26 protein-coding genes are annotated in these 22,673 nt (G+C 66.7%); 8 read left to right on the top strand and 18 right to left on the bottom strand.

Annotation, left to right across the window (positions count from 1 at the left end; genetic code table 11):
* Nucleotides 1-93 precede the first annotated feature (93 nt).
* Nucleotides 94-624 carry a protease adaptor protein RcdA gene (rcdA, locus tag CYD53_RS17265; RefSeq protein WP_425428312.1) on the top strand — a complete coding sequence of 177 codons (531 nt, stop codon included), beginning with the start codon at nucleotides 94-96 and terminating at the stop codon, nucleotides 622-624.
* Nucleotides 625-733: 109 nt separating this feature from the next.
* Here rcdA and rpmE read toward each other — a convergent pair whose 3' ends face one another.
* Nucleotides 734-967, bottom strand: coding sequence for a 50S ribosomal protein L31 (rpmE, locus tag CYD53_RS17260; RefSeq protein ID WP_069692997.1), 234 nt, complete (start codon nucleotides 965-967; stop codon nucleotides 734-736).
* Between the two features lie 152 nt (nucleotides 968-1,119).
* Between rpmE and CYD53_RS17255 the strand changes: the two genes are divergently transcribed.
* On the top strand, nucleotides 1,120-2,898 hold the full coding sequence (locus CYD53_RS17255) for an ABC transporter transmembrane domain-containing protein (RefSeq protein WP_103719326.1): 1,779 nt from the start codon (nucleotides 1,120-1,122) through the stop codon (nucleotides 2,896-2,898).
* A 148-nt stretch (nucleotides 2,899-3,046) separates the two neighbouring features.
* Here CYD53_RS17255 and CYD53_RS17250 read toward each other — a convergent pair whose 3' ends face one another.
* The gene (locus CYD53_RS17250) at nucleotides 3,047-3,913 is read right to left on the bottom strand and encodes an urea carboxylase-associated family protein (protein ID WP_103719325.1); all 867 of its coding nucleotides are present in this window, start codon (nucleotides 3,911-3,913) and stop codon (nucleotides 3,047-3,049) included.
* Nucleotides 3,914-3,955: 42 nt separating this feature from the next.
* Complete coding sequence (locus tag CYD53_RS17245; protein ID WP_103719324.1) at nucleotides 3,956-4,633, bottom strand: cyclase family protein; 678 nt, start codon at nucleotides 4,631-4,633, stop codon at nucleotides 3,956-3,958.
* A 107-nt stretch (nucleotides 4,634-4,740) separates the two neighbouring features.
* On the opposite strand from CYD53_RS17245, the gene CYD53_RS17240 reads away from it, so the two are divergent.
* Nucleotides 4,741-5,604 carry a LysR family transcriptional regulator gene (locus tag CYD53_RS17240; protein ID WP_103719323.1) on the top strand — a complete coding sequence of 288 codons (864 nt, stop codon included), beginning with the start codon at nucleotides 4,741-4,743 and terminating at the stop codon, nucleotides 5,602-5,604.
* Nucleotides 5,605-5,741: 137 nt separating this feature from the next.
* On the opposite strand, the gene CYD53_RS17235 is transcribed toward CYD53_RS17240, so the two are convergent.
* From CYD53_RS17235 to CYD53_RS17190, 10 genes are all read right to left on the bottom strand, one after another.
* On the bottom strand, nucleotides 5,742-6,059 hold the full coding sequence (locus tag CYD53_RS17235; RefSeq protein WP_103719322.1) for a c-type cytochrome: 318 nt from the start codon (nucleotides 6,057-6,059) through the stop codon (nucleotides 5,742-5,744).
* A gap of 95 nt (nucleotides 6,060-6,154) precedes the next feature.
* Nucleotides 6,155-6,967, bottom strand: a complete 813-nt coding sequence (locus CYD53_RS17230; protein ID WP_103719321.1) for a universal stress protein — start codon at nucleotides 6,965-6,967, stop codon at nucleotides 6,155-6,157.
* Between the two features lie 114 nt (nucleotides 6,968-7,081).
* Nucleotides 7,082-8,098 carry a peptidoglycan -binding protein gene (locus CYD53_RS17225; RefSeq protein ID WP_103719320.1) on the bottom strand — a complete coding sequence of 339 codons (1,017 nt, stop codon included), beginning with the start codon at nucleotides 8,096-8,098 and terminating at the stop codon, nucleotides 7,082-7,084.
* 55 nt (nucleotides 8,099-8,153) lie between these two features.
* Nucleotides 8,154-9,167, bottom strand: a complete 1,014-nt coding sequence (locus CYD53_RS17220) for a flagellar motor protein MotA (protein ID WP_425428311.1) — start codon at nucleotides 9,165-9,167, stop codon at nucleotides 8,154-8,156.
* 87 nt (nucleotides 9,168-9,254) lie between these two features.
* Nucleotides 9,255-10,043 (bottom strand): inositol monophosphatase family protein, encoded by a 789-nt coding sequence (locus tag CYD53_RS17215; protein WP_092167618.1) that lies wholly within the window; start codon nucleotides 10,041-10,043, stop codon nucleotides 9,255-9,257.
* Between the two features lie 154 nt (nucleotides 10,044-10,197).
* Nucleotides 10,198-11,133 carry a tetratricopeptide repeat protein gene (locus tag CYD53_RS17210; RefSeq protein WP_103719319.1) on the bottom strand — a complete coding sequence of 312 codons (936 nt, stop codon included), beginning with the start codon at nucleotides 11,131-11,133 and terminating at the stop codon, nucleotides 10,198-10,200.
* Nucleotides 11,130-11,783, bottom strand: a complete 654-nt coding sequence (locus CYD53_RS17205) for a thiamine phosphate synthase (RefSeq protein WP_103719318.1) — start codon at nucleotides 11,781-11,783, stop codon at nucleotides 11,130-11,132. Before CYD53_RS17205 ends, CYD53_RS17210 begins: the two co-directional genes overlap by 4 nt.
* The gene (locus CYD53_RS17200; protein WP_103719317.1) at nucleotides 11,780-12,934 is read right to left on the bottom strand and encodes a benzoate/H(+) symporter BenE family transporter; all 1,155 of its coding nucleotides are present in this window, start codon (nucleotides 12,932-12,934) and stop codon (nucleotides 11,780-11,782) included. Before CYD53_RS17200 ends, CYD53_RS17205 begins: the two co-directional genes overlap by 4 nt.
* A gap of 195 nt (nucleotides 12,935-13,129) precedes the next feature.
* Nucleotides 13,130-13,450 carry an EthD family reductase gene (locus CYD53_RS17195; protein WP_103719316.1) on the bottom strand — a complete coding sequence of 107 codons (321 nt, stop codon included), beginning with the start codon at nucleotides 13,448-13,450 and terminating at the stop codon, nucleotides 13,130-13,132.
* Nucleotides 13,447-14,160 carry a GntR family transcriptional regulator gene (locus tag CYD53_RS17190; RefSeq protein WP_210202364.1) on the bottom strand — a complete coding sequence of 238 codons (714 nt, stop codon included), beginning with the start codon at nucleotides 14,158-14,160 and terminating at the stop codon, nucleotides 13,447-13,449. The genes CYD53_RS17195 and CYD53_RS17190 overlap by 4 nt, the downstream gene beginning before the upstream one ends.
* 87 nt (nucleotides 14,161-14,247) lie before the next feature.
* Here CYD53_RS17190 and CYD53_RS17185 point away from each other — a divergent pair, with 87 nt between their 5' ends.
* From CYD53_RS17185 to CYD53_RS17165, 5 genes are all read left to right on the top strand, one after another.
* Nucleotides 14,248-15,156 carry a fumarylacetoacetate hydrolase family protein gene (locus CYD53_RS17185; RefSeq protein ID WP_103719470.1) on the top strand — a complete coding sequence of 303 codons (909 nt, stop codon included), beginning with the start codon at nucleotides 14,248-14,250 and terminating at the stop codon, nucleotides 15,154-15,156.
* The gene (locus CYD53_RS17180; RefSeq protein ID WP_103719314.1) at nucleotides 15,101-15,283 is read left to right on the top strand and encodes an SDR family oxidoreductase; all 183 of its coding nucleotides are present in this window, start codon (nucleotides 15,101-15,103) and stop codon (nucleotides 15,281-15,283) included. The genes CYD53_RS17185 and CYD53_RS17180 overlap by 56 nt, the downstream gene beginning before the upstream one ends.
* A 70-nt stretch (nucleotides 15,284-15,353) precedes the next feature.
* Nucleotides 15,354-16,343, top strand: a complete 990-nt coding sequence (gene dctP, locus CYD53_RS17175; protein WP_181011915.1) for a TRAP transporter substrate-binding protein DctP — start codon at nucleotides 15,354-15,356, stop codon at nucleotides 16,341-16,343.
* Nucleotides 16,344-16,349: 6 nt separating this feature from the next.
* On the top strand, nucleotides 16,350-16,868 hold the full coding sequence (locus tag CYD53_RS17170; RefSeq protein ID WP_103719312.1) for a TRAP transporter small permease: 519 nt from the start codon (nucleotides 16,350-16,352) through the stop codon (nucleotides 16,866-16,868).
* A 16-nt stretch (nucleotides 16,869-16,884) separates the two neighbouring features.
* Nucleotides 16,885-18,183 carry a TRAP transporter large permease gene (locus CYD53_RS17165; protein ID WP_103719311.1) on the top strand — a complete coding sequence of 433 codons (1,299 nt, stop codon included), beginning with the start codon at nucleotides 16,885-16,887 and terminating at the stop codon, nucleotides 18,181-18,183.
* 217 nt (nucleotides 18,184-18,400) lie between these two features.
* Here CYD53_RS17165 and fba read toward each other — a convergent pair whose 3' ends face one another.
* From fba to gap, 5 genes are all read right to left on the bottom strand, one after another.
* A complete protein-coding gene (gene fba / locus CYD53_RS17160; RefSeq protein WP_103719310.1) occupies nucleotides 18,401-19,483 on the bottom strand; it encodes a class II fructose-bisphosphate aldolase in 1,083 nt (360 codons plus the stop codon).
* 92 nt (nucleotides 19,484-19,575) lie between these two features.
* Nucleotides 19,576-19,788, bottom strand: coding sequence for a hypothetical protein (locus CYD53_RS17155; protein WP_245928289.1), 213 nt, complete (start codon nucleotides 19,786-19,788; stop codon nucleotides 19,576-19,578).
* Nucleotides 19,789-19,866: 78 nt separating this feature from the next.
* Nucleotides 19,867-21,057 carry a phosphoglycerate kinase gene (locus CYD53_RS17150; RefSeq protein WP_103719308.1) on the bottom strand — a complete coding sequence of 397 codons (1,191 nt, stop codon included), beginning with the start codon at nucleotides 21,055-21,057 and terminating at the stop codon, nucleotides 19,867-19,869.
* Nucleotides 21,054-21,512, bottom strand: a complete 459-nt coding sequence (locus tag CYD53_RS17145) for a hypothetical protein (RefSeq protein ID WP_103719307.1) — start codon at nucleotides 21,510-21,512, stop codon at nucleotides 21,054-21,056. Before CYD53_RS17145 ends, CYD53_RS17150 begins: the two co-directional genes overlap by 4 nt.
* A 70-nt stretch (nucleotides 21,513-21,582) precedes the next feature.
* Complete coding sequence (gene gap / locus CYD53_RS17140) at nucleotides 21,583-22,593, bottom strand: type I glyceraldehyde-3-phosphate dehydrogenase (RefSeq protein WP_103719306.1); 1,011 nt, start codon at nucleotides 22,591-22,593, stop codon at nucleotides 21,583-21,585.
* Between the last annotated feature and the right edge of the window lie 80 nt (nucleotides 22,594-22,673).

The following is a 22,673-nucleotide window of genomic DNA, read 5'->3' as shown; positions in this document are numbered from 1 at the left end:
ATCGCGCTTCGGCGCTATCCTTGCGGTGTTGTCGGCCTGAAGCGTTGCCGCGTCCCTGACGCGGACGCTGTTGTGCCGAAGGGGAACACCGCGATGAACGATGTGCTGATGCTGGAGCCGCAGGTTGACGATGGCGCGATCTCCTTTGCGCGCGGTTTCGTCAAATCAGACGCCTTCATGCTGCTGTTTCGCGAGGGCATGGGGCTGGTCGAGCAGACGGCGTCCTATCTCGACGGCGACGGGCGTGCCGAGTCGGCGGCCCTGCCGCGCGACGTCGCGCTGACCTACGCCACCGAGAGTATGCGGCTGACGACACGATTGATGCAGATCGCCTCCTGGCTCCTGGTGCAGCGCGCCGTCGCCGAAGGCGAGATGACGGCCGAGCAGGCCCGCGCTGAGAACAACAAGGTCAGGATGTCCGATGCTGCAGGGCAGCCGGCTCATGACGAGGTGGCCCGCCTGCCGCAGACGCTGCGCGATCTGATGGCACATTCCGTCCGCCTGCAGGAGCGCATCCGCCATCTCGAAGGCCAGATGTCGGGCGCTGGCCTTGCCCGCGAGCAGGCCAACCCGGTGCAGGACCAGCTCGCCAACCTGCAGGCGCGGCTGGGGCTTGGTCGCTAAGTCCCTTCGCGGGCGCGACCAATCGCCGCCGAAACGCAAAAAGGCCCGGCCAAATTGGCCGGGCCTTTTTGATTTAGATCAGGGGCGACCGTAGCCGATCGCCGCTAAATCACTTCTTGCCGAGAGCGCCAAACGCGCCAAAGCGGGAATTGAAGCGCGAAACGCGGCCGCCGCGGTCGAGCATGTGCTGCGTGCCGCCGGTCCAGGCGGGGTGGGTCGTGGGATCGATGTCGAGATTGAGGGTGTCCCCCTCCTTGCCGAGCGTCGAACGGGTGAAGTATTCCGTGCCATTGGTCATGACGACCTTGATGGTGTGGTAGTCGGGATGGATGCCGGTCTTCATGGCGAAATCCTCAATCGATAAAAACGGGCCTGCCTCGATCAGCGGGCATGGATAGTCGGCCCGTCGAATAATTTCGTATGAGCCTGTCTGTGAAGTCGCCAGCGCCATAGCGCAGGCGGGCCGGCAGTGCAAGCATGACAGGATAAAGACGCGTGGCCGAAGCCAATAAAGACGATACCAAACCGCGGCCTGATTTCCGCTCGCTCTCCTCCTTCTGGCCCTATGCGCTGGCCCAGAAGGGCCGGATCGCGCTTGCTCTCCTGGCGCTGGTCGTGGCTTCGGCCGCGACGCTGGTTCTGCCGCTGGCCGTGCGCCGCGTCATCGATGTCGGCTTTTCCGGCGGCGAGCAGCGAATGGCCAACAGCTATTTCCTCGTCCTCGTCGGCATCGTCGCGATCCTGGCGCTGGCGAGCTCGGCGCGCTTCTACCTCGTCATGACGGTGGGCGAACGCATCGTCGCCAATCTGCGCTCGGACGTCTTCGCACATCTGACCAAGCTCGAGCCGGCCTTCTTCGATTCGAGCCGGGCGGGCGACCTCGTCTCGCGGCTCACCGCGGACACCACGCAGATCAAATCGACCTTCGGCTCCACGGCCTCGATCGCGCTGCGCAACGGCATCATGGTGATCGGCGCGCTCGGCCTGATGATCTTCACCAGCCCGCAGCTCTCGGCCATCGTCATTGCCGCGATCCCGGTCATCGTCCTGCCGCTGGTATTGTCGGGCCGCTCGGTGCGCCGACGCGCGCGGGCGGCGCAGGACCGGCTCGCCGACGCCTCGGCCTTCGCTTCGGAAGCGGTCGGCGCGATCCGCACCATGCAATCCTTCGGGGCATCCCAGCAGACGGCAGCGCGTTTCGCAGCGGCCTCGGACGATGCCTTTGACGCCTCGCGCTCGGCCACGGCCTCGCGCGCGCTGCTCTCGGGCGTCGCGATCTTCCTGGTCAGCGCCAGCGTGGTCTGGGTCTTGTGGACCGGTGCGACCGAGGTGTTCGAGGGCCGCATGACCGGCGGGCGGCTGTCGCAGTTCATCCTCTATGCGGTGATGGCGGCAAGCTCGCTCGGGCAGCTTTCGGAGGTCTATGGCGAGATCTCGGCTGCTGCCGGCGCCGCTGGACGCCTCGGCGAAATCCTGGCGATGAAACCCGCCATCGCCGCCCCGCCGAATCCGCGGCCGATGCCGCAGCCTTCACGTGGCGAACTCTCCTTCGAGCAGGTTTCCTTTGCCTATCCCGGCCGCAGCTTGTCCGCGCTGCATGGACTCAGCTTCAAGGTCCGGCCCGGCGAGCGCGTCGCGCTGGTGGGACCTTCAGGGGCGGGCAAGAGCACGGTGCTGCAATTGGCGCTGCGCTTCTACGATCCAGCCAGCGGCCGCGTCGTCGTTGATGGCGTCACCGGACCGGAGGCCGATCCCGAGGATTGGCGCCAGCGCTTCGCATTGGTGCCGCAGGAGCCGACGGTGTTCGGCGTCTCCGTCGCCGACAACATCGCCTATGGCCGGCCCGAGGCCAGCCGCGCCGAGGTCGAGAACGCGGCCAGGCTCGCCGCCGCTGACGGCTTCATCCGCAGCCTGCCGCAGGGCTACGACACCATTGTCGGCGAGCGCGGCGTCACGCTTTCTGGAGGCCAGCGCCAGCGCCTGGCGATCGCGCGCGCGGTGCTGAAGGACGCGCCGATCCTGCTGCTCGACGAGGCGACGAGCGCGCTCGATTCCGAGAGCGAGCGGGCGGTGCAGGATGCACTTGACCGGCTGATGCAGGGGCGCACCACGCTGGTCGTGGCGCACCGCCTCGCCACCATCCTCTCGGCCGACCGCATCCTGGTGATGGATGAGGGGCGCGTCGTGGAGGATGGGACGCATGCCGAACTCAAGGCCCACGGCGGGCTCTATGCGCGGCTGGCGGCGCTGCAATTCGGGCTGGAGGCGGCTTAGAGGCGCTCGCTCCCGTCATTGCGAGCACCCGGGTCTTGCCTTCGGCAAGCCCGAGTACAGGCTCCGCGAAGCAATCCAATGTCGTAGAGCGCTAGGTCCCTCTGGATTGCTTCCTCGGCTTCGCCTTCTCGCAATGACGGAAAGGGCCTCAACCCTCCGCCCCATGCGTGCGCGAATAGGCGTTGCGCTCCGGTGGCATCCACCCGGCGAGCAGGGCGGGCTCGGTACGGAAGATCTCGACCTTGAGCGGGTAGCAGGCAGCCTCGTCACTCGAATGACTCGCGCTGCAGTCGCCGCCGGGGCAGGCCGAGAGCGCGCCGAGGAGGTCGATCTCGGCGAAGAACTCGATGTAGTCGCCCGGGCGGACCGGGCTCGCCTTCATGAAATACTGGTGTGTGTCGCGGGTGAAGCCGGTGCACATGAAGACGTTGAGTACGTCGTGGACGTGTTGCTCGACCTCGCGCGCCGGGAGGCCCTTGGCGGCGCCAAGCGCGCGGGCGAGGTTCGAATGGCAGCAATGATGATAGTCGCCGCCGCTCAGGAGCCGGTTGGTGTAGGGGTCGCAGCGCGTGCCGATGACGTCGTGGATGCCGCCGCCATCTTCGTCCCAGCCATACCAGCCGAGCGTATCCTGCGTGATCGTCGCCATTGGCCGCAATGAGGGCAGCGTGCTCCAGAGCAGGTCACCCGTGCCGAGATGGGTTGCGTGCAAGGCGCGGGTCTTGCCGCTGAAGAAACGCTCGGAGAGATCGTCGGCGTTCCAGAGATTGAGATCGCCGACCTGCGGGCCCTCGATGCTGGTGATGCGGAAGAAATGGCCCTTGGGCACCCGGAAGGCGCGCCCGTCGCGCGGCGGAACGATGACCTCGTCGAGTTTGGTCAGCTTTTGCCGCGCCGCCTGCAGCATCGCCATGTCGACGCGGGGCAAGGTCGCGTTGGGATAGACCACCACGGCGGGCTTGCTGCGCCGCTCGGCGGCATCGGCTGGGGCTGTTGTCGTCGCTGCGTCCTGCATGGTTCCAATCCGTGAAGATGGCATTGTTCGTCCCCGCCTGCGTCAAGCTGTCTCGGCGAAGGCGCGGATCGTCATGGCGGCCGCGCCGACCGCCTTGATCGGAACGGCGAAGAAGCGAAAGCCCGATGCCGGCAAGCGATCGAGATTGCACAGATTCTCGACGATGAGGATATCCTGGCCGAGCAGGATCGAGTGGGCTGGCCGCGCTGGATCGTGACGGGTATCGACATTGGGTGTGTCGACCCCGAGCAGGCGCGCGCCGCGGCCGCGAACCGCCTCGATCACATCCGCGTCGATGAAGGGATAGTCGTCATAGGCTGGCTGTCCCCAATGGGTGTCCCAGCCGAAGCGGATCAGCACGGCAAGGCCCGAGAGGTCGGCAGGCAGGTCGATGCGGTCGAGCCCGATGCGCTCGCCGGGGCGCGCTGCGGCGACGCTGACGCACAGCCCCGGCAGCACGAGTTCGTCGAGGGTCAAGGCCGCGATGTCGCGGCGCTCCTTCCAGCGGTGCCGCGGCGCGTCGAGATAGGTGCCGATCGAGGTCTGGAAGAACATCTCGGTGATCTCGAAGCTGGCCTTGCCGTCATAGAAGGGCGCGGAGGCCTCATGCGTCACGAAGGGTCTGATTGCGGCGGTGAACTGCTTGACCTCGCCCTCGCGCCGCAGCGAGAAGCCGGGCATGCCGTCGGTAAAGTCATGGCTGAGGTCGAGCAGAGGCATCGCGGCGGCATTCCAGATTCAGGGAAGGCCAAGTAAAGCTGACCTGAACACCGGCGCAATCTCCGATTTTCTTGCGCTAAGGGTAAGTCAGGCTTAGCCTTTATGGCATGAGATATCCCCCCCTTGGCGGTTTGCGCGCCTTCGAGGCGGCGGCCCGCCATGAAAGCTTCGCTGCTGCCGCTGCCGAGCTGAACCTGACGGCGGCTGCCGTCAGTCAGCATGTGCGTGCGCTCGAGCAATGGCTGGGCGTCCCGCTGTTCCAGCGCCATCCGCGCGGCGTGGCGCTGACGGCCGCCGGAGGGGATTTCGGCGCCGCCGTCTCGCATGGGCTGACGCATATCGCGCTCGCGGCAGGGCAGATCGCCGCGAAGACGCGCCGGACCCTGGTCAGCCTGGCCTGCCTGCCCTCGGTCACGACGTGCTGGCTGATTCCACGCCTGCCGCTGTTCCGGGCAACGCACCCGGAGATCCAGCTCAATCTGGTCTATGCGCTCGATGCGCGTAGCCCAGCGCAGGCCGGAGTCGATCTGCTGATCCAGCACGGGGTCAGGCCTGACGCGAGGGCGACCGCGATCCTCAGCGCCGCCACGCGCCCGACCTGCTCACCCGAATTCCTGGTTCGGCACGGCCCATTCGCTGCCGCGTCCGACCTGCTGGCCGTCGAACTGCTCCATGACGAGACCCCGTCCGCCTGGAGGCGCTGGTTCGCCGCAGCCGGGCTGAACGCCCCGATCGGGGGCGGGCCGATCTTTGCCGACTTCAATCTTCTCGTTGCCTCGGTCATCGCCGGGCAAGGCGTCGGGTTGTGCCCGACCTCGCTCATCGCCGATGAACTCAAGCGCGGCAGCCTGACGACGCTGTTCGAGCAGCCCTGCGACGAGGACAAGCACTACTGGCTGCTGGAGGCGGGCGGCTTGTCGCCTGAGGCGGCGATCCTGCGCGACTGGCTCGTCACCATGAGCCGGGGCTGAGATCCTGCTCCGAGAGCGCTTTCGAGCGAAGTGGATACCGGTTCGCGTGAAGAAAGCGCGTTAAAACAATGATCTAGAGCAATTGAACGATCCAACTGGGTCGGAAATTGCTCTGGTCGCGTGTCCCGATCAGGGCACTACCGCGGCGGCAGCGCCGCATAATAGGCAGCGAGCGCTGCGATCTCGTCGAGCGACATGGCGCGAGCCATGAAGCGCATCTCCTTGTGGGTGCGTTTGCCGGAGCGGAAGGCCAGCATCTGGTTGGCGAGATAACGTTCATTCTGACCGGCGAGATGCGGCACTTCGCTATCGCGTGCGATCCCGTCCTGGCCATGGCAAGCGGCGCAACCTTCGACTGAGGAGGCACGGGGCTCGGCGCAAACCGGCGAGGCCGCAAGCATCAATGCCAGCGCAAGCCCGAATTTTCCAGTCGGCAGCCAGTCCAGGACAGGCATCGAATCGCCCCTTCAGTCGTCGCGCGCCATCACTGCATCATCAGCCGCATGGCTGCACGAGGCACAAAGAAGGGGGCTATTTCGTCGAGCCGAAGTCAATGGGACATCAGCACCGGCACGGTCATCGCCTCCAGGATCGAGCGGCTCACGCCGCCCAGGATCGCCTCGCGCAGGCGCGAATGGCCGTAGGCGCCCATGACCAGCAGGCCGGAGCCATTGTCGGCCACATGCGAGAGCAGGGTATCGGCGATGCCGATCTCGCTTCGAAAAGCCCGGTACTCGGCCTCGATGCCATGACGCAGGAGATGGCGGATGATCGCCTTGCCATCGTTGGCGTCAGCCGTGGAGGACACATTCACCACCTCGACCTTGCTCGCCATGCTCAGCAGCGGCAGAGAATCGGCCAGGGCGCGAGCGGCAGCGACGCTGCCGTCCCATGCCACGGTCACAAGGTCGAGCCGCAAAGCGGAGGGGCCGATATAGGGTACGATCAGGACAGGGCGGCCCGCCTTGAGCAGCAGGGCTTCCAGATAGAGATCCGAGGGCTTGGGCTTGCCCGGCTCCTGCTGCTCGATGATGGTCAGATCGGAGCGGCGAACCGTTGCGTACAGGATATCGTCGCCGGCACCATCCGGGTTGCAGAGGACGACCTCGTCGAGCGGAACCTCTGCAGCCGCTGCATCCCGCTTGAACCTTGCGGCTGAGTCCTGCGCCGCCTGAATCGCGCTCTCCTGCTCGGCGACGGCCAGATCATAGCGGACCTCGGAATAGGCGGCTGCGTCGAAGGGCCCCTCCGCTGCGACCGAAACCGCGGATATGACGGCGCGCAGATCCTTGGCGAGTGCGAGCGCGAACGGAACCGTCCGCCGACCGGTTTCGTCCAAGACGACAACGATGTCCCTGATCATGGCCAATGCCTCTGCCGCTATGCTGGATCAACGGCAGGCAGTTTCGGCCAATCCGCTGCGGATGCCTTGATGCAGCGCAAAGTCGCGGCGACCGAGGACGCGCGCGAGAGGGATTCAGCGCTCCGTGATCTTGAACTCGATGCGGCGGTTGCGGCGCCAGGCCTCGTCGTTGTTGGCGACGTCGAGCGGCTGGAACTCGCCGAAGCCGGTCGCGGCGATGCGGTCGCTGGGAAGGCCGCGCGTGATCAGGTACTCGACCACCGCCACTGCGCGCGCGGTCGAGAGGCTCCAGTTCGAAGGGAATTGCGGCGAGCGGATCGGGCGGTTGTCGGTATGGCCATCGACGCGCAGGATCCAGGGAATATCCGGGGGCATCTCGCGGCCGAGATCGACCAGGATCGCGGCAAGCTTGTCGAGTTCGCCGCGACCTTCCGGCTTCAGCACAGCCTGGCCGGCGTCGAAGAAGACCTCGGACTGGAAGACGAAGCGGTCGCCGACGACGCGGATGTCGGGCCGCGTGCCGAGCACCTGGCGCAGGCGGCCGAAGAAGTCGGAGCGGTAGCGCGCCAGTTCCTGCACGCGCTGGGCCAGCGCCACGTTCAGCCTGGAGCCGAGCTCGGAGATGCGCGCCTGCGATTCCTTGTCCTTGGTCTCGGAGGCGTTGAGCGCCTGCTCCAGCGCTGCGAGCTGGCGGCGCATCGCCAGGATCTGCTGGTTGACCAGATCGACCGTCGCCTGGGCGCGGGCCGAGAGCTGCTTCTCGTTCTCGAGAGCTTTCTGGGTTTCGGAGAGCTGGGCCGGCGCGTTGCCGGCTTGCGCATCGAGCAGGCCCTGGACACGGCTGCGCTCGCCCTGCTCGCGCGTGAGTGTCGACTGCAACAGGGTCAGGTTTTCCTGGGCCTGCCGGTTCGAAGAGCGCTCCAGCGCGAGCAGGTCGGTCAGTTCCGAGATCTGGCGGTTGAGGCGGTCGAGCGCGGTATCCTTGCCGGTCAGCTCCTGCGAGAGGAAGAACTGGCCGAGCACGAAGACCGAGAGCAGGAAGACGATGCCGATCAGCATCGTCGAGAGCGCATCGACGAAGCCGGGCCAGAAATTGATCTCGTCGCGGCGGTGGGAGCGGGAAAGGGCCATGCTTAGCGGCTCCTGCGGATCAGGCCGTTGTTCCGGGCGTGTCGTGTCTGCGCGCTCATGGCTCCGTGACGTGGTCGGCGGTCAATCTCTCGATCAGGCGCTTCATGTCCTTCTCGCGCGAGGCCTGCGCCTCGACCCAGTCGCGAATGAGTTGCTGCTCCGCGCGCATATGCTGGACGAGCCCCTGGATGCCCTCGGCGAGGTTGGAGAGCGCCTGGGTCGCGGCGCGGTTGTTGGCGCCGCTTTCGGCCATGGCGGCGCTGAGCTTGTCGAAGCGGTCGTTCAGCGCGTCGCCCGCGAAGGGCTGGGAGGTGGTGACCGAAATGGCGCTGGCGGTGCGTGTGCCGAGCCAGCTCTCGATCTCGTTGCGGAAGCGGCGCTGGGCCTGGGCGACCTGCAACTCCAGGAAGCCGAGGATCAGCGAGCCGGCGATGCCGAAGAGCGAGGAGGAGAAGGACAGGCCCATGCCGGCGAGCGGGGCGGCAAGGCCCGCCTTGAGCTCGTCGAAGAGCACGCCGGCTTCCGCGCCCGTACGCAGCGACTTGATGACGGTGCCGACGGAGGAGACCGTGTCGAGCAGGCCCCAGAAGGTGCCGAGCAGGCCGAGGAAGACGAGCAGCCCGGCGAGATAGCGCAGGACCTCGCGGCCGTCATCGAGCCTGACCGCGATCGATTCCAGAACGGTCGAGGCCTGGGCGGGGGCGAGGCTGCCCCTGTCGAGCTGAGGCAGCACGCCGCTGAGCGGGGCGATGACCTGATGACGCCGAACCTCCGCCTGCAGCGGCGCGGCGGCGAGGCGGGTGGCGGCGCGGGCCTCGCTATAGAGGCGCCAGAGCTCGCGCAGCGCGATCAGCACGCCGACGAAGAGCGAGCCGAGGATCAGGCCGTTCAGGCCGGGATTGGTCATGAAGGCGGTGGCGAGACCGCCTTGCAGGATATAGCCGAGGAAGCCGATCAGCGCGAGGAACAGGAGCGCGCGGACGACATAGCGCAGCGGACGCGAAAAGCGGGTCTCCTCCCGCATCGTTGCGACCGTGATCTTTTCGGCCGCTATGCCCTCATCCGCCATGCTTCGTCTTCCGTTCAGGTCATGCCGCCTGAGGGACTGTCGCCTCCAGCGCCGCCGGGATCAAGCGTGAAAGAGCAAAGATATATGTCAGCCTGCCGACTTGAGCGCGGCGCGCAGTGACTGTTCGCCGACTTCATTGCCGCAGATGATGTCCTTGGCGCTGGTCGGCTGCTTGCCGTCGAGCGTGCCGAAGGTGCCGCCGGCCTCGCGGATCATCACGGCGCCGGCTGCGAAATCCCAGGTGTTGAGGCCGCGTTCCCAATAGGCGTCCATGCGGCCTGCCGCGACATAGGCGATGTCGAGCGCGGCCGAGCCCATGCGCCGGACATTGGCGAAGCGCGTCATCACCGCGCCCAGCTCGTGCAGGAAGAGCGGGTGCCCGCCCTTGCCGATATGGGGCACGCCCATGCCGATCAGCATCTCGGCGGGCTCGCGGCGGCCGGAGACGCGCATGCGGCGGTTGTTGACATAGGCGCCCTTGCCCTTCTCGGCGATGAAGAGCTCGTCCTTGGCGGCGTCGTAGACCACGCCGGCGATGAACTGGTTGTCGCGCTCGAGTGCGACCGAAATGTTCCAGTGCGGGATGCCGCGCAGGAAGTTATGGGTGCCGTCGAGCGGGTCGATGTGCCAGCGGTTGCTCTCGTCGGTGCCGTGGACGACGCCGCTCTCCTCCATGACGAAGCCGTAGCCGGGGCGGGCCTTCTCCAGCGCGGCGCGGATGATCTCCTCGGCCTTGGTGTCGGCCTTGGAGACGAAATCGCCGGGGCCCTTGGCGAGCACCTGCAGGTTCTCGATTTCGCCGAAATCGCGCTTCAGCGAGCGGGACGCCTTCATCACGGCGTCCGTCATCACGGTCATCAGGGGGGAGCGGATCATCGATACCTCAGGGTGCAGCAGTCGAACGGCGGCGTCGCGGCGCCGGTCAAGATGTAAAAGAGCTGGCTGGAACGTCCCGAGCCCTCATCCCGAGGCGCAGCATAGCGGCTCCTCGGGATGAGGGCTGAAGATGTCAGCCTCGAAGTTCAGCCGGTCACTTGCTCGTCTGGCCGGGCGACGTCAAGGCCGCGCCTTCGATCCGGGTCGCGGCCAGCGCTGCGGCGCGGCCCTGCTGCTCGTGACTGAGGCGGTCGAAAAGCTGGTCGAGACCGGCATCGTCCAGCCCCCGGGCGCGGGCGGCGAGGTGCCAGGCGGCGGCCTCGATCGAGTCGGGCGCGATGCCGCGGCCGGACTGGTAAAGCCGAGCCAGCCGGTTCTGGGCGATCGGGTTGCCCTGGTTCGCGGCGCGCAGGAAGAGCTTGGCGGCGGCGGTCTCGTCCTTGGCGACGCCGGTGCCGTTGAACAGCATGATCGCGTATTCGACCTCGCCGGGCACATTGCCGGCCTGGGATGCCTTGGCCATCCATTCGGCGGCCTTGGTCTCGCTCTGGGGCAAGCCGCGGCCCTGCTTGGAGAGGATGCCGAGCGCCATGAGCGCGTCGCCGATGCCGGCATTCGCGGCGATCTCCAGACAAGCGACGGCGCGCTTGTCGTCGTCCTCCTTGCCCGTCGCGAGCAGAGCGAGGGCGAGATTGTAATTGGCGGCGGGGTGGCCGGCGGCGGCGGCCTTGCGCAGCAGCATGCCGGCGCGTTCGGGATCGCGCTTGCCGCTGCGCTCGTCCAGGAGGGCGGATGCGAGGGCATAAGCCGCGTTGATGTCGCCGCGGGCGGCGGCGCGGTCATACCATTCGGTTGCGATCTTCTGGCTTTCGGGCACGCCGAGCCCCAGGCGATAGATCTCGCCGAGCAAGGTCATGGCGGCGGCGTCGTTATTATCGGCCTCGATGCGTTTCAGCGCCTCGTCGAGGGCGCGACGGTAATGGCCGGCCTGATAGGCGCCGTAAGCCAGGTCGGGCTCGGCGGCGCCAACTGCCGCCGTCGTTCCCAGGAGCAAGCCGGCGAGCACGAGGCCGCGGCAGGCCCGGTTCATCGCGCGGCCTTTCGGGCGGCGTAGGCCGCGATGGTGGCATTGGCCTGCGTCACCAGCGCGCGAATGTCGCAGGCTTCGTCGAAGGCCCAGGCGCCGAGCGCGACGAATTCCGCTCCGGTCTCGACCAGGGCTGCAACCGATTCGGCGTCCGGCGCATAGGCGACGCAGGGTGTCTCGAAGATCTCGGCCCACCAGGAGGCGCGCTCGATCACGGCGGCCAAGGGCGGCAGGGAGCCGTCCGGGCGCGGCTCGCCAAACATCACATAGTCGACGCCCGCCTCGCCGATATCCATGGCGTCATGGCGCGCGCGCAACGATCCCGCACCGATGATGCGTTCGTTCTTCAGGCTGGAACGCGCCTCGGCGACGGCTTCCGGCCCGTTGGTGATGTGGACGCCGTCAGCCCCGCCGCGCGCGGCGACAAGGGCCGGGGCCTCGACGATGAGCGCGACATTGGCCGACTGGACGGGGCCGACGAGGCGCTTGACGCGCTCGATCTTGCTGCGTTCGTCGCCCTCGGAAAGGCGCAGCAACACGGCTGCGACGTCGCCGCCGGCGAAAGCCTGCATCAGGCGGAAGGCCATCGCCTCGGCATCCGCGACAAGCGGGGTGACGAGCATCAGGCGGGTGGGTGTGGGTGCGTTGGTCATGATCGTGCGCGCAAACGGCCCATGAGTGCGTCCAATGTCAAGACGCCAAGCCCGATGACGAGACTCCAGAAGGCCGAGCCGATGCCGAACAGCGAGAGGCTGGAGGCCGCGACGGCGAAGGCGAGGACGGCGGCGAAGCGCTCCTTATCGGAGGACATGGCCTGTCCGAGCGCGCCGGTGAGCGAGCCGACGAGGCCCAGCCCCGCGACGGTGATGATCAGCGCCTTGGGCATGGCGATGATAAGGGCGAGCAGGAGGCCGGCGCAGGCCGCGATCGCCAGCCAGAGGAATCCGTAGATAACGCCGGCCTTCCAGCGTTGGGCCGGATCGGGATGAGTGTCGGGGCCGGTGCAGATCGAGGCGCTGATCGCGGCCATGTTGACCATATGGGCGCCGAACGGGGCGGTGAGGAAGGAGGCCAGGCCGGTGACGAAGAGGCTCGCCGTCGTCGGCGGCTGATAGCCTGCCGCGCGCAGGACGGCGAAGCCGGGCAGGTTCTGGGCCGCCATGGTGACGAGATAGAGCGGGACGCCGACGCCGAGCATGGCGGCAATATCGAAGCGCGGCGTGACGAATTCGAGGCCGCTCAACGACAAAGGCCCGGCGGGCCAACTGGCAAGGCCCCCCAGGAAGCTCAGGACGAGGCCGGCGCCCAGCGCCGCGATGACGCCGAGGAACGGGTTGATCAGCCGCGCCAGCAGGAAGACCGCGAGCAATGGCAATACGAGCGCGGGGCTCAGCCGCATCTCGTCGAAGACCGCGACGACGAAGCGGAAGATCACGCCGGCGAGCATGGCCGCCGCGATCGGCATCGGAATGCGCTCGATCAGCGCGCCGAGCGGGCGGAACGCCGCCGTCAGCATCATCAACAGCGCCGCCAGCAGGAAGGCGCCGACAGCGGTCGGGAGGTCGAGCCCGCTCGTCGCCGCGATCAGGGCGGCACCCGGCGTCGACCAGGCGCAGATGACCGGGATCTTGTGGCGCCAGGACAGCCAGATGCTGGCGAGGCCCTTGGCGATGGCGAGGCCGGCGATCCAGGACACGGTCTGCGCCGGCGTCGCACCCACGGCCTGGGCTGCCGCAAGCACTACGGCGACGGCCGCCGCGAAACCGACGAAGGCCGCGACCAGCGCGGAGAAGACGATCGACATGGGCGCTCTTGCGACGCTCTCGCGAAAGGGCGCCGACACGCCCGGGGCGTTCCTTCAATCAGAAAAGCCGGAGCGTCGGAAGCCTCACGGCATCCTGCGGCCATGAAGTGCACGCGGAGCGGTGCCTCTCGGGCGCGAGACTCCTCTGCATGAGGCCCGATCAAATTTCCTGCCGATGCTCAAGCGTCTTGATGCTCAGGCGTCCTGGCGCATCACCAGATGGTACACGCGGCCCTTGAACAGCGGCATGATCGTGCCGAGTTGCTGCCGCACCTCCTGCCGGATTTCGCTCGCCAGCGCCTGGTGCATCGCCTCCAGGCTGTCGAAATGGAGGTCGAAGACGACATAGACCGGCGGCGCACCGGCTTCCTGCTCGGCCGCCCAGCGCAGCTTGACGTCGCGGATGCCGGGATAGCGTCGGATCGCCGGCAGCACGGTCTCGCGCATCTGACGGTCGAAATGGGCGCGGTCGGCTTCGGGCACCTCGCCCTCGAGCACGGCTGAGCGGATAATCATCGGGACTTCTCCTCGGAGGTGTCCAGGCCGATCTGCAACAGGCGCACGACGCTGGTCTGGGTGGCGTGGAGATGGGCGTCGAGCAGGGCGCAGGCGCGCTCCACCTCGCGCGCCAGCACGGCTTCCATGATGGCGGCGTGCTCGCTGTTGACGTCGCGGACCTCGGCTGGCGCTTCCCGGTGGTGCAGCAGCCGGATCTTGCGATAGCGCTCGGAATGGTCGGCGAGCGTGCCCCAGAAGCGCAGCAGCCAATCCGAACCACAGGCGGCGACCAGGGCGGCATGGAAGCGCCGGTGACGGTCCTCCCACAAGGTCGCGGCCGCGCGGTCGTCCTGCGAGGCGGGCAGGGGGGTGCGCGAGAGCATGTGCATGGCCGCGACGATCTCGGCCTCCCAGGCGGCGTCGCCGAGAGCGATCGCCTTGGTCAGGCAGAGCCGCTCGATCTCCCGGCGCGTCGCCATCAGGTCGGTGAAGGCGCCAAGCGAGGTCTCGGTGACGCGCGAGCCGCGATGCGTCTCGGCTGCGACGAGCCCCTCGGTGGAAAGCCGCATCAGGGCCTCCCGGATCGGCGTCAGGCCGAGCTGGAAGCGGTCCTGCAGGTCGTTGGCGCGCAGGCGCTCGCCCGGCATCAGGTCGCCATGCAGAATCTCGCCGCGCAGGCGCTGATAGGCTCGCTCGGCTTGCGAGCGGTTCTCCGTCAGGGTGTCCATAGCCGCCGCACATTTCATGTTGACTCGCAGATTTTATAAAATCATCCTGATCTCATAGCAAGGCGGCTTTGAGTGGAGATGACGGCGATGGCGCAGGCCAGGTGGGCTCTGACGACGGTCGAGGTGGCGAGCGGGCCCGCTGCCTGCCTCGAGGTGGAGGGCAAGCTCTATGCTCTGGAGCCGTCGTTGGCGCGGGTCGGGTTTCCCGGGCAGGCCAGCGTCATCGGCCTGTTCGCGGATTGGGCGCGTGCCGAGGCAGCTCTGGCGATGGCGGCCGTCGAGGTCGATCCGTCCGATCTGATCACGGCCTCGCGCCGTCTCGCGCCGCTGCTCTACCCCGGCAAGATCCTCTGCGCCGGCGCGAATTATTTCGACCATCTCGCCGAGATGGGCATGCCCGGCGCCAAGAAGGAGGAGCAGCGGCTGTTCTTCTTCATGAAGCCGCCGCGCAACGCGGTCGTCGGCGAGGGGGCAACCGTGCGCATGCCGATCGGTACCGAGAAATTCGACTGGGAGATCGAGCTCGCCGCCGTGATCGGCAAGACGGCGCGCAATGCCTCCGTCGAAACCGCGCTGTCGCATGTTGCGGGCTATACAGTCGCGATCGACTTCTCCGCCCGCGACCATAACCGCGCGCCGGAAACCTTCTACAAGCTCGACTGGGTGGCGGGTAAGGCCAACGACACCTGCTGCCCGCTCGGCCCGCGTTTCGTGCCGGCCTCGGCTATCGCCGATCCGCAGAATCTCGGCTTGAAGCTCGCGGTCAATGGCGAGCTGAAGCAGGATGGCCGCTCCAGCGACATGATCTTTTCACTCGCCGAGCAGATCGCGACCGCGTCGCGGATCATGACGCTCGACCCCGGCGACCTGATCCTGACCGGGACGCCCGCCGGCGTCGGCGTGCCCAAGGGCACCTTCCTGTCTGTCGGCGACACGGTCGATGCCGAGATCGAGGGCATCGGGACGCTCAGCGTCGTCATCCAGGCCGCGGCCTGAGATGGGAGCCGCGCCCGACGACATCGCCGGCGCGATCGCCTTCCTGGCCTCGCCGGCGACGAAATTCATCACCGGTCAGACCTTGTTCGTGGATGGCGGCAAGTCCCTGGGCGGTCTGGGTCTGTGAAACTGGGCCTGTGAATTTGGCCTGTGAACGAGACGTCCTGATCACAACGCATAATGAGGGGAAAACAGCGATGACGACGCGGCGTGGGATCATCAAAGGCGCACTGGCCGGTGCGCTCATCGGCTATGCGGGGCGGAGCGCGGCGCAGGCGCCGGTGCAGATCCGCATCTCGACGGCGGCTCCGCCGAGCGATTTCCTGGCCAAGGCGCTCGACGCCCTGAAGGCCGAGATCGACGGCAGTTCGGCTGGGCTGAACGTCAGCGTCCACACGGCGTCGACCCTTTTCAAGCAAGGCACCGAGGTACAGGCGCTGCAGCGCGGCAACCTCGAAATGAGCACGATGACCACCTTCGAGGTGGCCCAGCAAATGCCGGAGCTCGGCTTCTTCAACCGCGGCTATCTGTTCAAGGACCATGCCCATCTGCGCCGCGTCTTCGACGGGCCGATGGGCGAGGAGTATCGCAAGGTCGTGTCCGAGAAGATGGGCATCGAGATCCTCGCGACGCATTATCTCGGCACGCGGCAGGTTTCCCTGCGCACCAAGCGCAATGTGAAGGGGCCGGCCGACCTCGCTGGAACCAAGCTGCGCATGCCGGCGGGGCCGGAATGGCTGCTGCTCGGCCGGACGCTGGGGGTGAGCCCGCTGCCGCTCGGCATGCCCGAGGTCTATCTCGCCCTCAAGACCGGTACGGTCGACGGCCAGGAGAACCCGCTCTCGATCTTCAACGCCGCAAAACTCTACGAGGTGAGCGAGCAGGTCGTGCTGACCTCGCATATGCTGCAGCCGGTGTTCTTCGCCATTGCCAAGCCGGTCTGGGCCAAGCTCTCGGCGGCGCAGCAGACGGCCCTGCAGGCGGCGGCGCGCAAGGCCGCCAAAGCGGGCGATGACGGTCGCCTCGCCGACGAGGCCAGCATCATCGATGCGCTCAAGGGCCGTGGCCTGAGCGTCGACGCGATCGATCTCGCTCTGTTCCGCGAGGGGGCCGACAAGGCCTATTCCGGAGCCGATGCGACCAAGGCCTGGGACATGGCCTGGCTCAAGCGCGTCACCGAGGCCTGAGGCGTCATGCAGACGGGCGCGGCGGTGGAGACGCAAGGCGAGAGTGCAACCGGCTGGGGCGCGCGGCTGCGGCGCTTCGCGACCGCTGTCCCGGCGCTGATGTTCGCGCTCGTCTTCCTGATCTTCAACTACAAGATCATCACCCGCTATCTCGAACATGACGAGGCGGCCTGGGCCGACGAGGTTTCGGTGATCCTGTTCATCTGGATCATCTTCTGGGCCAACGCCTTCGTCGTGCGCGACAAGGAGCAGATCACCTTCGATCTGGTCTACCGCCCGCTGCCGGAGCGCTGGAAACGCGTCATGGCGCTGGCGCGGCTCGTCTTCGTCGGCGGCATCTTCGTCTGGGCGCTGCCGGGCTCGCTCGACTACATCGCCTTCCTCTGGCGCGAGCGCACGCCGGTGCTGAACCTGCGGCTCGACCTGATCTATTCCTGCTTCGGCCTCTTCCTCATCGCCGTGGTGGCGCGCTCGGCCTGGCAGATCGTCAAGCTGCTCGGGCCGGGCTGGCGCTCACATATCTGACGGGAGACGGGGACGCATGTCCGACGGGTTGTGGGTTTTGATGGGCGTCTTCACTGCTGCCGCCGTGCTTGGCGCGCCGCTTGGCCTGTCCATGCTGGCGGCGGGCTTCGCCTATATGATCTCGACCCATCAGGATGTCGGGCTCGTCGTCGACCAGACGATGAACGGGCTCTACAGTTCCTATCTGCTGATCGCGGTGCCGCTGTTCATCTTCGTCGCCAATGTGATGAATGCGAGCGGGGTGATCGAGCGGTTGCTGCGCTTCGGCTCGGCCATGGTCGGGCATCTGCCGGGCGGGCTCGCGCAGGTGAATGTCGTCTCAAACCTGATCTTCTCCGGCATGAGCGGCTCGGCCGTCGCCGACGCCTCGGGACCGGGCCTGATCGTAGCGCGGATGATGACCAAAAACGGCCGCTATCCGCGTGGCTTCGCGGCGGCGACCTCGGTCGTCTCGGCGACGCTGGGGCCGCTGATGCCGACCTCGATCCCGATGATCTTCTATGCGCTGATCGCCAATGCCTCGGTCGGTGCGATGTTCCTGGGCGGGCTCGTGCCGGCCGGGATGATGGCGCTGGCGCTGATGGGCGTGATTGCCGTCATTTCCCGCCGCCGCAATTTCCCACGCGAGGAGAAGGTGTCCTGGGGCGCGATGCCGGCCGTCTTCGGCCGGGCCTTGGCGCCGCTCGCGCTGCCCGGCATCCTGCTCGGGCTGATCTATTCCGGCGTCACCACGCCGACGGAGGCCGCCGCGATCGCGGCGAGCTATGCGCTGATCCTGGCCTTCGTCGTCTATCGCACGCTCAAGCCCGCGCAGTTGCTGGTCGTGATGGGCGATACGGTGAAGGCGACCGCGATGATCGCGCTGATCATGGCCGGCGCCTTCGTCTTCAACTATGCGGTCGCCAATGAGGGCGTGCCGAAGCTGATCCAGTCGACCCTGCTGGCCTGGAACCTCTCGGCGACGCAGTTCCTGCTGATCGTCGACCTGCTGATGCTGCTGCTCGCGATCGTGCTCGACGAGGTCACGATCCTGCTCGTCATCGTGCCGCTGATCGTGCCGGTGGCGCAGGGCCTAGGCATCGATCTCGTGCATTTCGGCATCGTCGTGGTGCTCAACATGATGGTGGGGCTGACGCTGCCGCCGCATGGCCTGCTGCTCTTCGTCATGGCAGGGCTCACCGGCACGCCGCTCTCGGAGATCTTCCGGGAGGTCCCGCCCTTCATCGTCGCGATGCTGGCGATCGTGCTCGCGGTGACGTTCTTCCCCGAGATTGCATTGTGGTTGCCCAGGACGACGGGGCTGATCAAGTCGTGATGGTTTGACTCGGAACCTCACCGTCATTCCGGACAGGCCGCGAATGCGGCGCCGATCCGGAATCCATCGAAGGGTGCTGAACTCTACGATGGATTCCGGGCCGCCACTTCGCTGCGCCCGGAATGACGGCGCGGATATGATAGTCGGCTAACGGAAAAGGGCGTGGTGACCATCGGTCGCCACGCCCTTTTCATTTCACATCAATGCGCGTGACGGCTCACGCCGCCTTCGGCTTGCCGAAGGTCGGGTCGAGCTCGCCCTTGGCGTAGCGCTTGGCCATTTCGGCGGTGGTCGCGATGCGCTTGATCTTGCTCGCCTGGCCGGCGGTGTTGAATTCCTTCAGCCGCAGCGTGCAGAGCTTGGTCATCGCCTCCATGGCGGGCTTCAGGTACTTGCGCGGGTCGAATTCGCCGGGGTTCTCGGAGAGGATCTTCCGGATCTGCCCGGTCATCGCCATGCGGTTGTCGGTGTCGATGTTGATCTTGCGCACGCCATGCTTGATGCCGCGCTGGATCTCCTCGACCGGCACGCCCCAGGTCTGGGGCATCTTGCCGCCATACTGGTTGATGATGTCCTGGAGGTCCTGCGGCACCGAGGACGAGCCATGCATGACGAGATGCATGTTCGGCAGCTTCTTGTGGATCTCCTCGATGACATGCATCGCCAGGATCGCGCCGTCGGGCTTGCGGGTGAACTTGTAGGCGCCGTGCGAGGTGCCCATGGCGATGGCGAGCGCATCGACCTTGGTCTCGGCGACGAATTTCACCGCCTCCTCGGGGTTGGTCAGGAGCTGGTCGTGGGAGAGCTTGCCCTCGAAGCCGTGACCGTCCTCCTTCTCACCCTCGCCGCTTTCGAGCGAGCCGAGCACGCCGAGCTCGCCCTCGACCGAGATGCCGCCGAGATGGGCCATTTCGGTTACGGTCCTGGTCACGCCGACATTGTAGTCCCAGTCGCCCGGCGTCTTGCCGTCGGCCTTGAGCGAGCCGTCCATCATCACCGAGGTGAAGCCGGCCTGGATCGCGGTCATGCACGTCGCCGGCTCATTGCCGTGGTCGAGGTGTACGCAGACCGGGATATGCGGATAGATCTCGGTGACTGCGTCCATCATGTGCTTGAGCATGATGTCGTTGGCGTAGGAGCGGGCGCCGCGCGAGGCCTGGATGATGACGGGGGCGTCGGTGGCATCCGCCGCCGCCATGATGGCCAGCGCCTGCTCCATGTTGTTGATGTTGAAGGCGGGCACGCCGTAATCATGTTCGGCGGCGTGATCGAGCAACTGACGGAGCGTAATACGGGCCACGGAGGTCCTCCCGGTGCGGTTTCAAGGGCTGGGGAGGATTTAGAGCGGATAGGCGGCAGACGCAAAGCGAAAGCGGCGCGTAGCGTGAACGCTCAACGGCCTCGCGCTTCGGGAACCCCGACGCGCTCTTCGATTGCGGCGACCTGCTCGGCGAAGTCGCCGGTGACGGCCTTGGCCATCACGAGAAGGCCGGCGGTGTCGCGACGCTGCTTGCGGACGAGGTCTTCAAGATGCTCGAAGCGCGTGTCGGCCTCAGCACGAAACGAAGACAAGTCCTCCTGAACCTTCTTGAGGATCTCGAACATCGCTGTCTGCACGTTCTCGCTCATGAGGAGAACATAGCATAAACACCGACTGCCGCAAGGGCAGTCGGTCAGTGTCGCTCATGCTGCGCGCAGCGCTTCGACGCCCGGCAGGGCCTTGCCTTCCATCCATTCCAGGAAGGCGCCGCCCGCCGTCGAGATATAGGTCAGGTCGTCGGCGACGCCGGCATGGTTCATCGCCGCGACGGTGTCGCCGCCGCCGGCGACCGCGACGATCTGGCCGGCCTTGACGCGCTTGGCGGCGGCCTTGGCCACCGTCACCGTAGCGGTGTCGAAGGGCGGCAGCTCGAACGCCCCGAAAGGTCCGTTCCAGACCAGCGTCTTGACCTGGTCGAGCTTGAGCACGACTTCGGCGACGCTTAGCGGGCCCGCGTCCAGGATCATCTCGTCGGGCTCGACCTCGCCGATCTGGATGACGCGATGGCCGGGATGGGCCTTGAATTCGCGCGCGACCAGCGCATCGACCGGCAGCATAATCTCGCAGCCGGCCGCCTTGGCCTTGGCCTCGATCTCGCGGGCGGTGCCGACGAGGTCGTGCTCGCAGAGCGACTTGCCGACATTGATGCCGCGCGCGGCCAGGAAGGTGTTGGCCATGCCGCCGCCGATGACGAGCACGTCGACCTTCTTGACCAGATTGCCGAGCAGATCGAGTTTGGTCGAGACTTTCGCTCCACCGACGATCGCCATCACCGGGCGGGCGGGGTTGTCGAGCCCGGCAGAAAGCGCCTCGAGCTCCGCCTGCATCGAACGGCCGGCATAAGCCGGCAGGACATGGGCGAGGCCTTCGGTCGAGGCATGGGCGCGGTGCGCCGCCGAGAAAGCGTCATTGACGAAGAGGTCGCCATTGGCGGCGAGCGCCTTGACGAAGTCAGGGTCGTTCTTCTCGTCGCCGGCGTGGAAGCGGGTGTTCTCCAGCAGCAGGACTTCGCCGTTCTTGGCGGCTGCGACGGCCTTGGCGACATCCTCGCCGATGCAATCCTCGACGAAGGTGACGGGCTGGCCGAGCGCATGGGCGAGTGCGACCGCGACCGGCTTCAGGCTGTCCTTGGCGTCACGGCCCTTGGGGCGGCCGAAATGGGCGAGCAGGATGACCTTGCCGCCCTTGCCGGAGATCTCGCGGATCGTCGGCAGCACGCGCTCGATGCGCGTTGCGTCCGTGACCTTGCCGTTTTCCATCGGCACGTTGAGGTCGACGCGAACAAGCGCGCGCTTGCCCGCCAGGTCGAGGTCGCTCAGCGTCTTGAAGCTCATCGCGACAGCAAGCCCCCGAACAGGCCCGGCACGCCGAATTTGAGCACGAGCACGGTGAGCAGGACCGTCAGCACCGCGGTGGCGAGGCCGGTGATGAACAGCGCGCCGAAGCGCGGTGTCGCATCGACGCGCTGGCGCAGGGCGGCGACCTCGTCGCGGATGCTGGCGAAATCGAGGGTCGCGGCGGCGCTGTCGACCTTATGGGCGCTGCGCTCCAGCGAAGCTTCGGCGCGGGTCAGCACGGCCTCGTAGCGGGCAAACTTCTCCTCGATGCGCGCGGCCTTCTCCTCGATGCGGGAGAGCTGGTCGAGCCCGCGCGGCTCGCTTGCGGGCGTGTCCGCGGCCGGCGTCGCGCTGCCGACGACGTAAGGCGTGCCATGGGACGGCGCTGGCGTGACGATGGTCGGCTCGGCGGCGCTGGCCGGGGCTGCGACGGTCGGCTCGATCTTGGCCATGGGGTGTCCGTTCATGCGAGGAAAACAGGGAAGGCCGCGCCCAGATGGGCGCGGCATCGCTCAGGTCGGGTCAGAGCAGCTTGGCCATGGCGACGGCGGTGTCGCTCATGCGGTTCGAGAAGCCCCACTCATTGTCGTACCAGGACATCACGCTGACGAACTTGTCGTCCATGACCTTGGTCTGGTCGAGCGCGAAGGTCGACGAGGCCGGATCGTGGTTGAAGTCGATCGAGACATTGGGCTGGTCGGTGACGGCCAGGATGCCCTTGAGCGGCCCGCGCTTGCTGGCCTTGAGGATCGCCTCGTTGATCTTCTCGACCGTGGTCTTGCGCTTCGAGATGAACTTGAAGTCGACCATCGAGACGTTCGGACAGGGAACGCGCACCGACACGCCGTCGAGCCGGCCCTTGAGCTCGGGGATGACGAGGCCGATCGCCTTGGCGGCGCCGGTCGAGGTCGGGATCATCGACATGGCGGCAGCGCGGCCGCGATAGAGATCCTTGTGCATCGTATCCAGCGTCGGCTGGTCGCCGGTATAGGCATGGACCGTGGTCATGAAGCCCTTGTCGATGCCTACAGCGTCATGCAGCACGCGCACCAGCGGAGCCAGGCAGTTCGTGGTGCAGGACGCGTTCGAGACGATGATATGGTCCTTGGTCAGCTCGTGATGGTTCACGCCGTAGACCACGGTCAGATCGGCGCCGTCGCAGGGCGCCGAGACCAGGACGCGCTTGGCGCCGGCGGCGAGATGCGCCGAAGCCTTGTCCTTGGTCGTGAAGATGCCGGTGCATTCAAAGGCGATGTCGACGCCGAGCGCCTTGTGCGGCAGCTCCTTGGGATCGCGGATCGCGGTGACCTTGATCGGCCCGCGGCCGACATCGATCGTGTCGCCCGAGACGGTCACGGTGCCGGGGAAGCGGCCATGGACTGAATCGAAGCGGAAGAGATGGGCGTTGGTCTCGACAGGGCCGAGATCGTTGATCGCCACGACCTCGATATCCTTGCGCTTCGACTCGATGATCGCGCGCAGGACATTGCGCCCGATGCGGCCGAAGCCGTTGATCGCCACCTTGACCGTCATCTCAATCCTCTCCTTCGCCGGGTTTCGGCGCCTTGGGCCGCCATACACGCGGGCAAATCGGCCAAACGATGACCGAACGC

This window comes from Allobosea psychrotolerans, assembly GCF_002917105.1.
Taxonomy (GTDB): domain Bacteria; phylum Pseudomonadota; class Alphaproteobacteria; order Rhizobiales; family Beijerinckiaceae; genus Allobosea; species Allobosea psychrotolerans.
Note: the sequence above shows the minus strand (reverse complement) of the source record. Positions and strands in the feature narration are given on the sequence as shown.

Bases quoted from the DNA above. Each gene is read 5' to 3' on its own strand.
- rcdA (WP_425428312.1), top strand. From the start codon at position 94: ATGAACGATGTGCTGATGCTGGAGCCGCAGGTTGACGATGGCGCGATC.
- rpmE (WP_069692997.1), bottom strand. From the start codon at position 967: ATGAAGACCGGCATCCATCCCGACTACCACACCATCAAGGTCGTCATG.
- CYD53_RS17250 (WP_103719325.1), bottom strand. From the start codon at position 3,913: ATGCAGGACGCAGCGACGACAACAGCCCCAGCCGATGCCGCCGAGCGG.
- CYD53_RS17245 (WP_103719324.1), bottom strand. From the start codon at position 4,633: ATGCCTCTGCTCGACCTCAGCCATGACTTTACCGACGGCATGCCCGGC.
- CYD53_RS17240 (WP_103719323.1), top strand. From the start codon at position 4,741: ATGAGATATCCCCCCCTTGGCGGTTTGCGCGCCTTCGAGGCGGCGGCC.
- CYD53_RS17235 (WP_103719322.1), bottom strand. From the start codon at position 6,059: ATGCCTGTCCTGGACTGGCTGCCGACTGGAAAATTCGGGCTTGCGCTG.
- CYD53_RS17230 (WP_103719321.1), bottom strand. From the start codon at position 6,967: ATGATCAGGGACATCGTTGTCGTCTTGGACGAAACCGGTCGGCGGACG.
- CYD53_RS17225 (WP_103719320.1), bottom strand. From the start codon at position 8,098: ATGGCCCTTTCCCGCTCCCACCGCCGCGACGAGATCAATTTCTGGCCC.
- CYD53_RS17220 (WP_425428311.1), bottom strand. From the start codon at position 9,167: ATGGCGGATGAGGGCATAGCGGCCGAAAAGATCACGGTCGCAACGATG.
- CYD53_RS17215 (WP_092167618.1), bottom strand. From the start codon at position 10,043: ATGATCCGCTCCCCCCTGATGACCGTGATGACGGACGCCGTGATGAAG.
- CYD53_RS17210 (WP_103719319.1), bottom strand. From the start codon at position 11,133: ATGAACCGGGCCTGCCGCGGCCTCGTGCTCGCCGGCTTGCTCCTGGGA.
- CYD53_RS17205 (WP_103719318.1), bottom strand. From the start codon at position 11,783: ATGACCAACGCACCCACACCCACCCGCCTGATGCTCGTCACCCCGCTT.
- CYD53_RS17200 (WP_103719317.1), bottom strand. From the start codon at position 12,934: ATGTCGATCGTCTTCTCCGCGCTGGTCGCGGCCTTCGTCGGTTTCGCG.
- CYD53_RS17195 (WP_103719316.1), bottom strand. From the start codon at position 13,450: ATGATTATCCGCTCAGCCGTGCTCGAGGGCGAGGTGCCCGAAGCCGAC.
- CYD53_RS17190 (WP_210202364.1), bottom strand. From the start codon at position 14,160: ATGGACACCCTGACGGAGAACCGCTCGCAAGCCGAGCGAGCCTATCAG.
- CYD53_RS17185 (WP_103719470.1), top strand. From the start codon at position 14,248: ATGGCGCAGGCCAGGTGGGCTCTGACGACGGTCGAGGTGGCGAGCGGG.
- CYD53_RS17180 (WP_103719314.1), top strand. From the start codon at position 15,101: ATGCCGAGATCGAGGGCATCGGGACGCTCAGCGTCGTCATCCAGGCCG.
- dctP (WP_181011915.1), top strand. From the start codon at position 15,354: ATGACGACGCGGCGTGGGATCATCAAAGGCGCACTGGCCGGTGCGCTC.
- CYD53_RS17170 (WP_103719312.1), top strand. From the start codon at position 16,350: ATGCAGACGGGCGCGGCGGTGGAGACGCAAGGCGAGAGTGCAACCGGC.
- CYD53_RS17165 (WP_103719311.1), top strand. From the start codon at position 16,885: ATGTCCGACGGGTTGTGGGTTTTGATGGGCGTCTTCACTGCTGCCGCC.
- CYD53_RS17155 (WP_245928289.1), bottom strand. From the start codon at position 19,788: ATGTTCGAGATCCTCAAGAAGGTTCAGGAGGACTTGTCTTCGTTTCGT.
- CYD53_RS17150 (WP_103719308.1), bottom strand. From the start codon at position 21,057: ATGAGCTTCAAGACGCTGAGCGACCTCGACCTGGCGGGCAAGCGCGCG.
- CYD53_RS17145 (WP_103719307.1), bottom strand. From the start codon at position 21,512: ATGGCCAAGATCGAGCCGACCGTCGCAGCCCCGGCCAGCGCCGCCGAG.
- gap (WP_103719306.1), bottom strand. From the start codon at position 22,593: ATGACGGTCAAGGTGGCGATCAACGGCTTCGGCCGCATCGGGCGCAAT.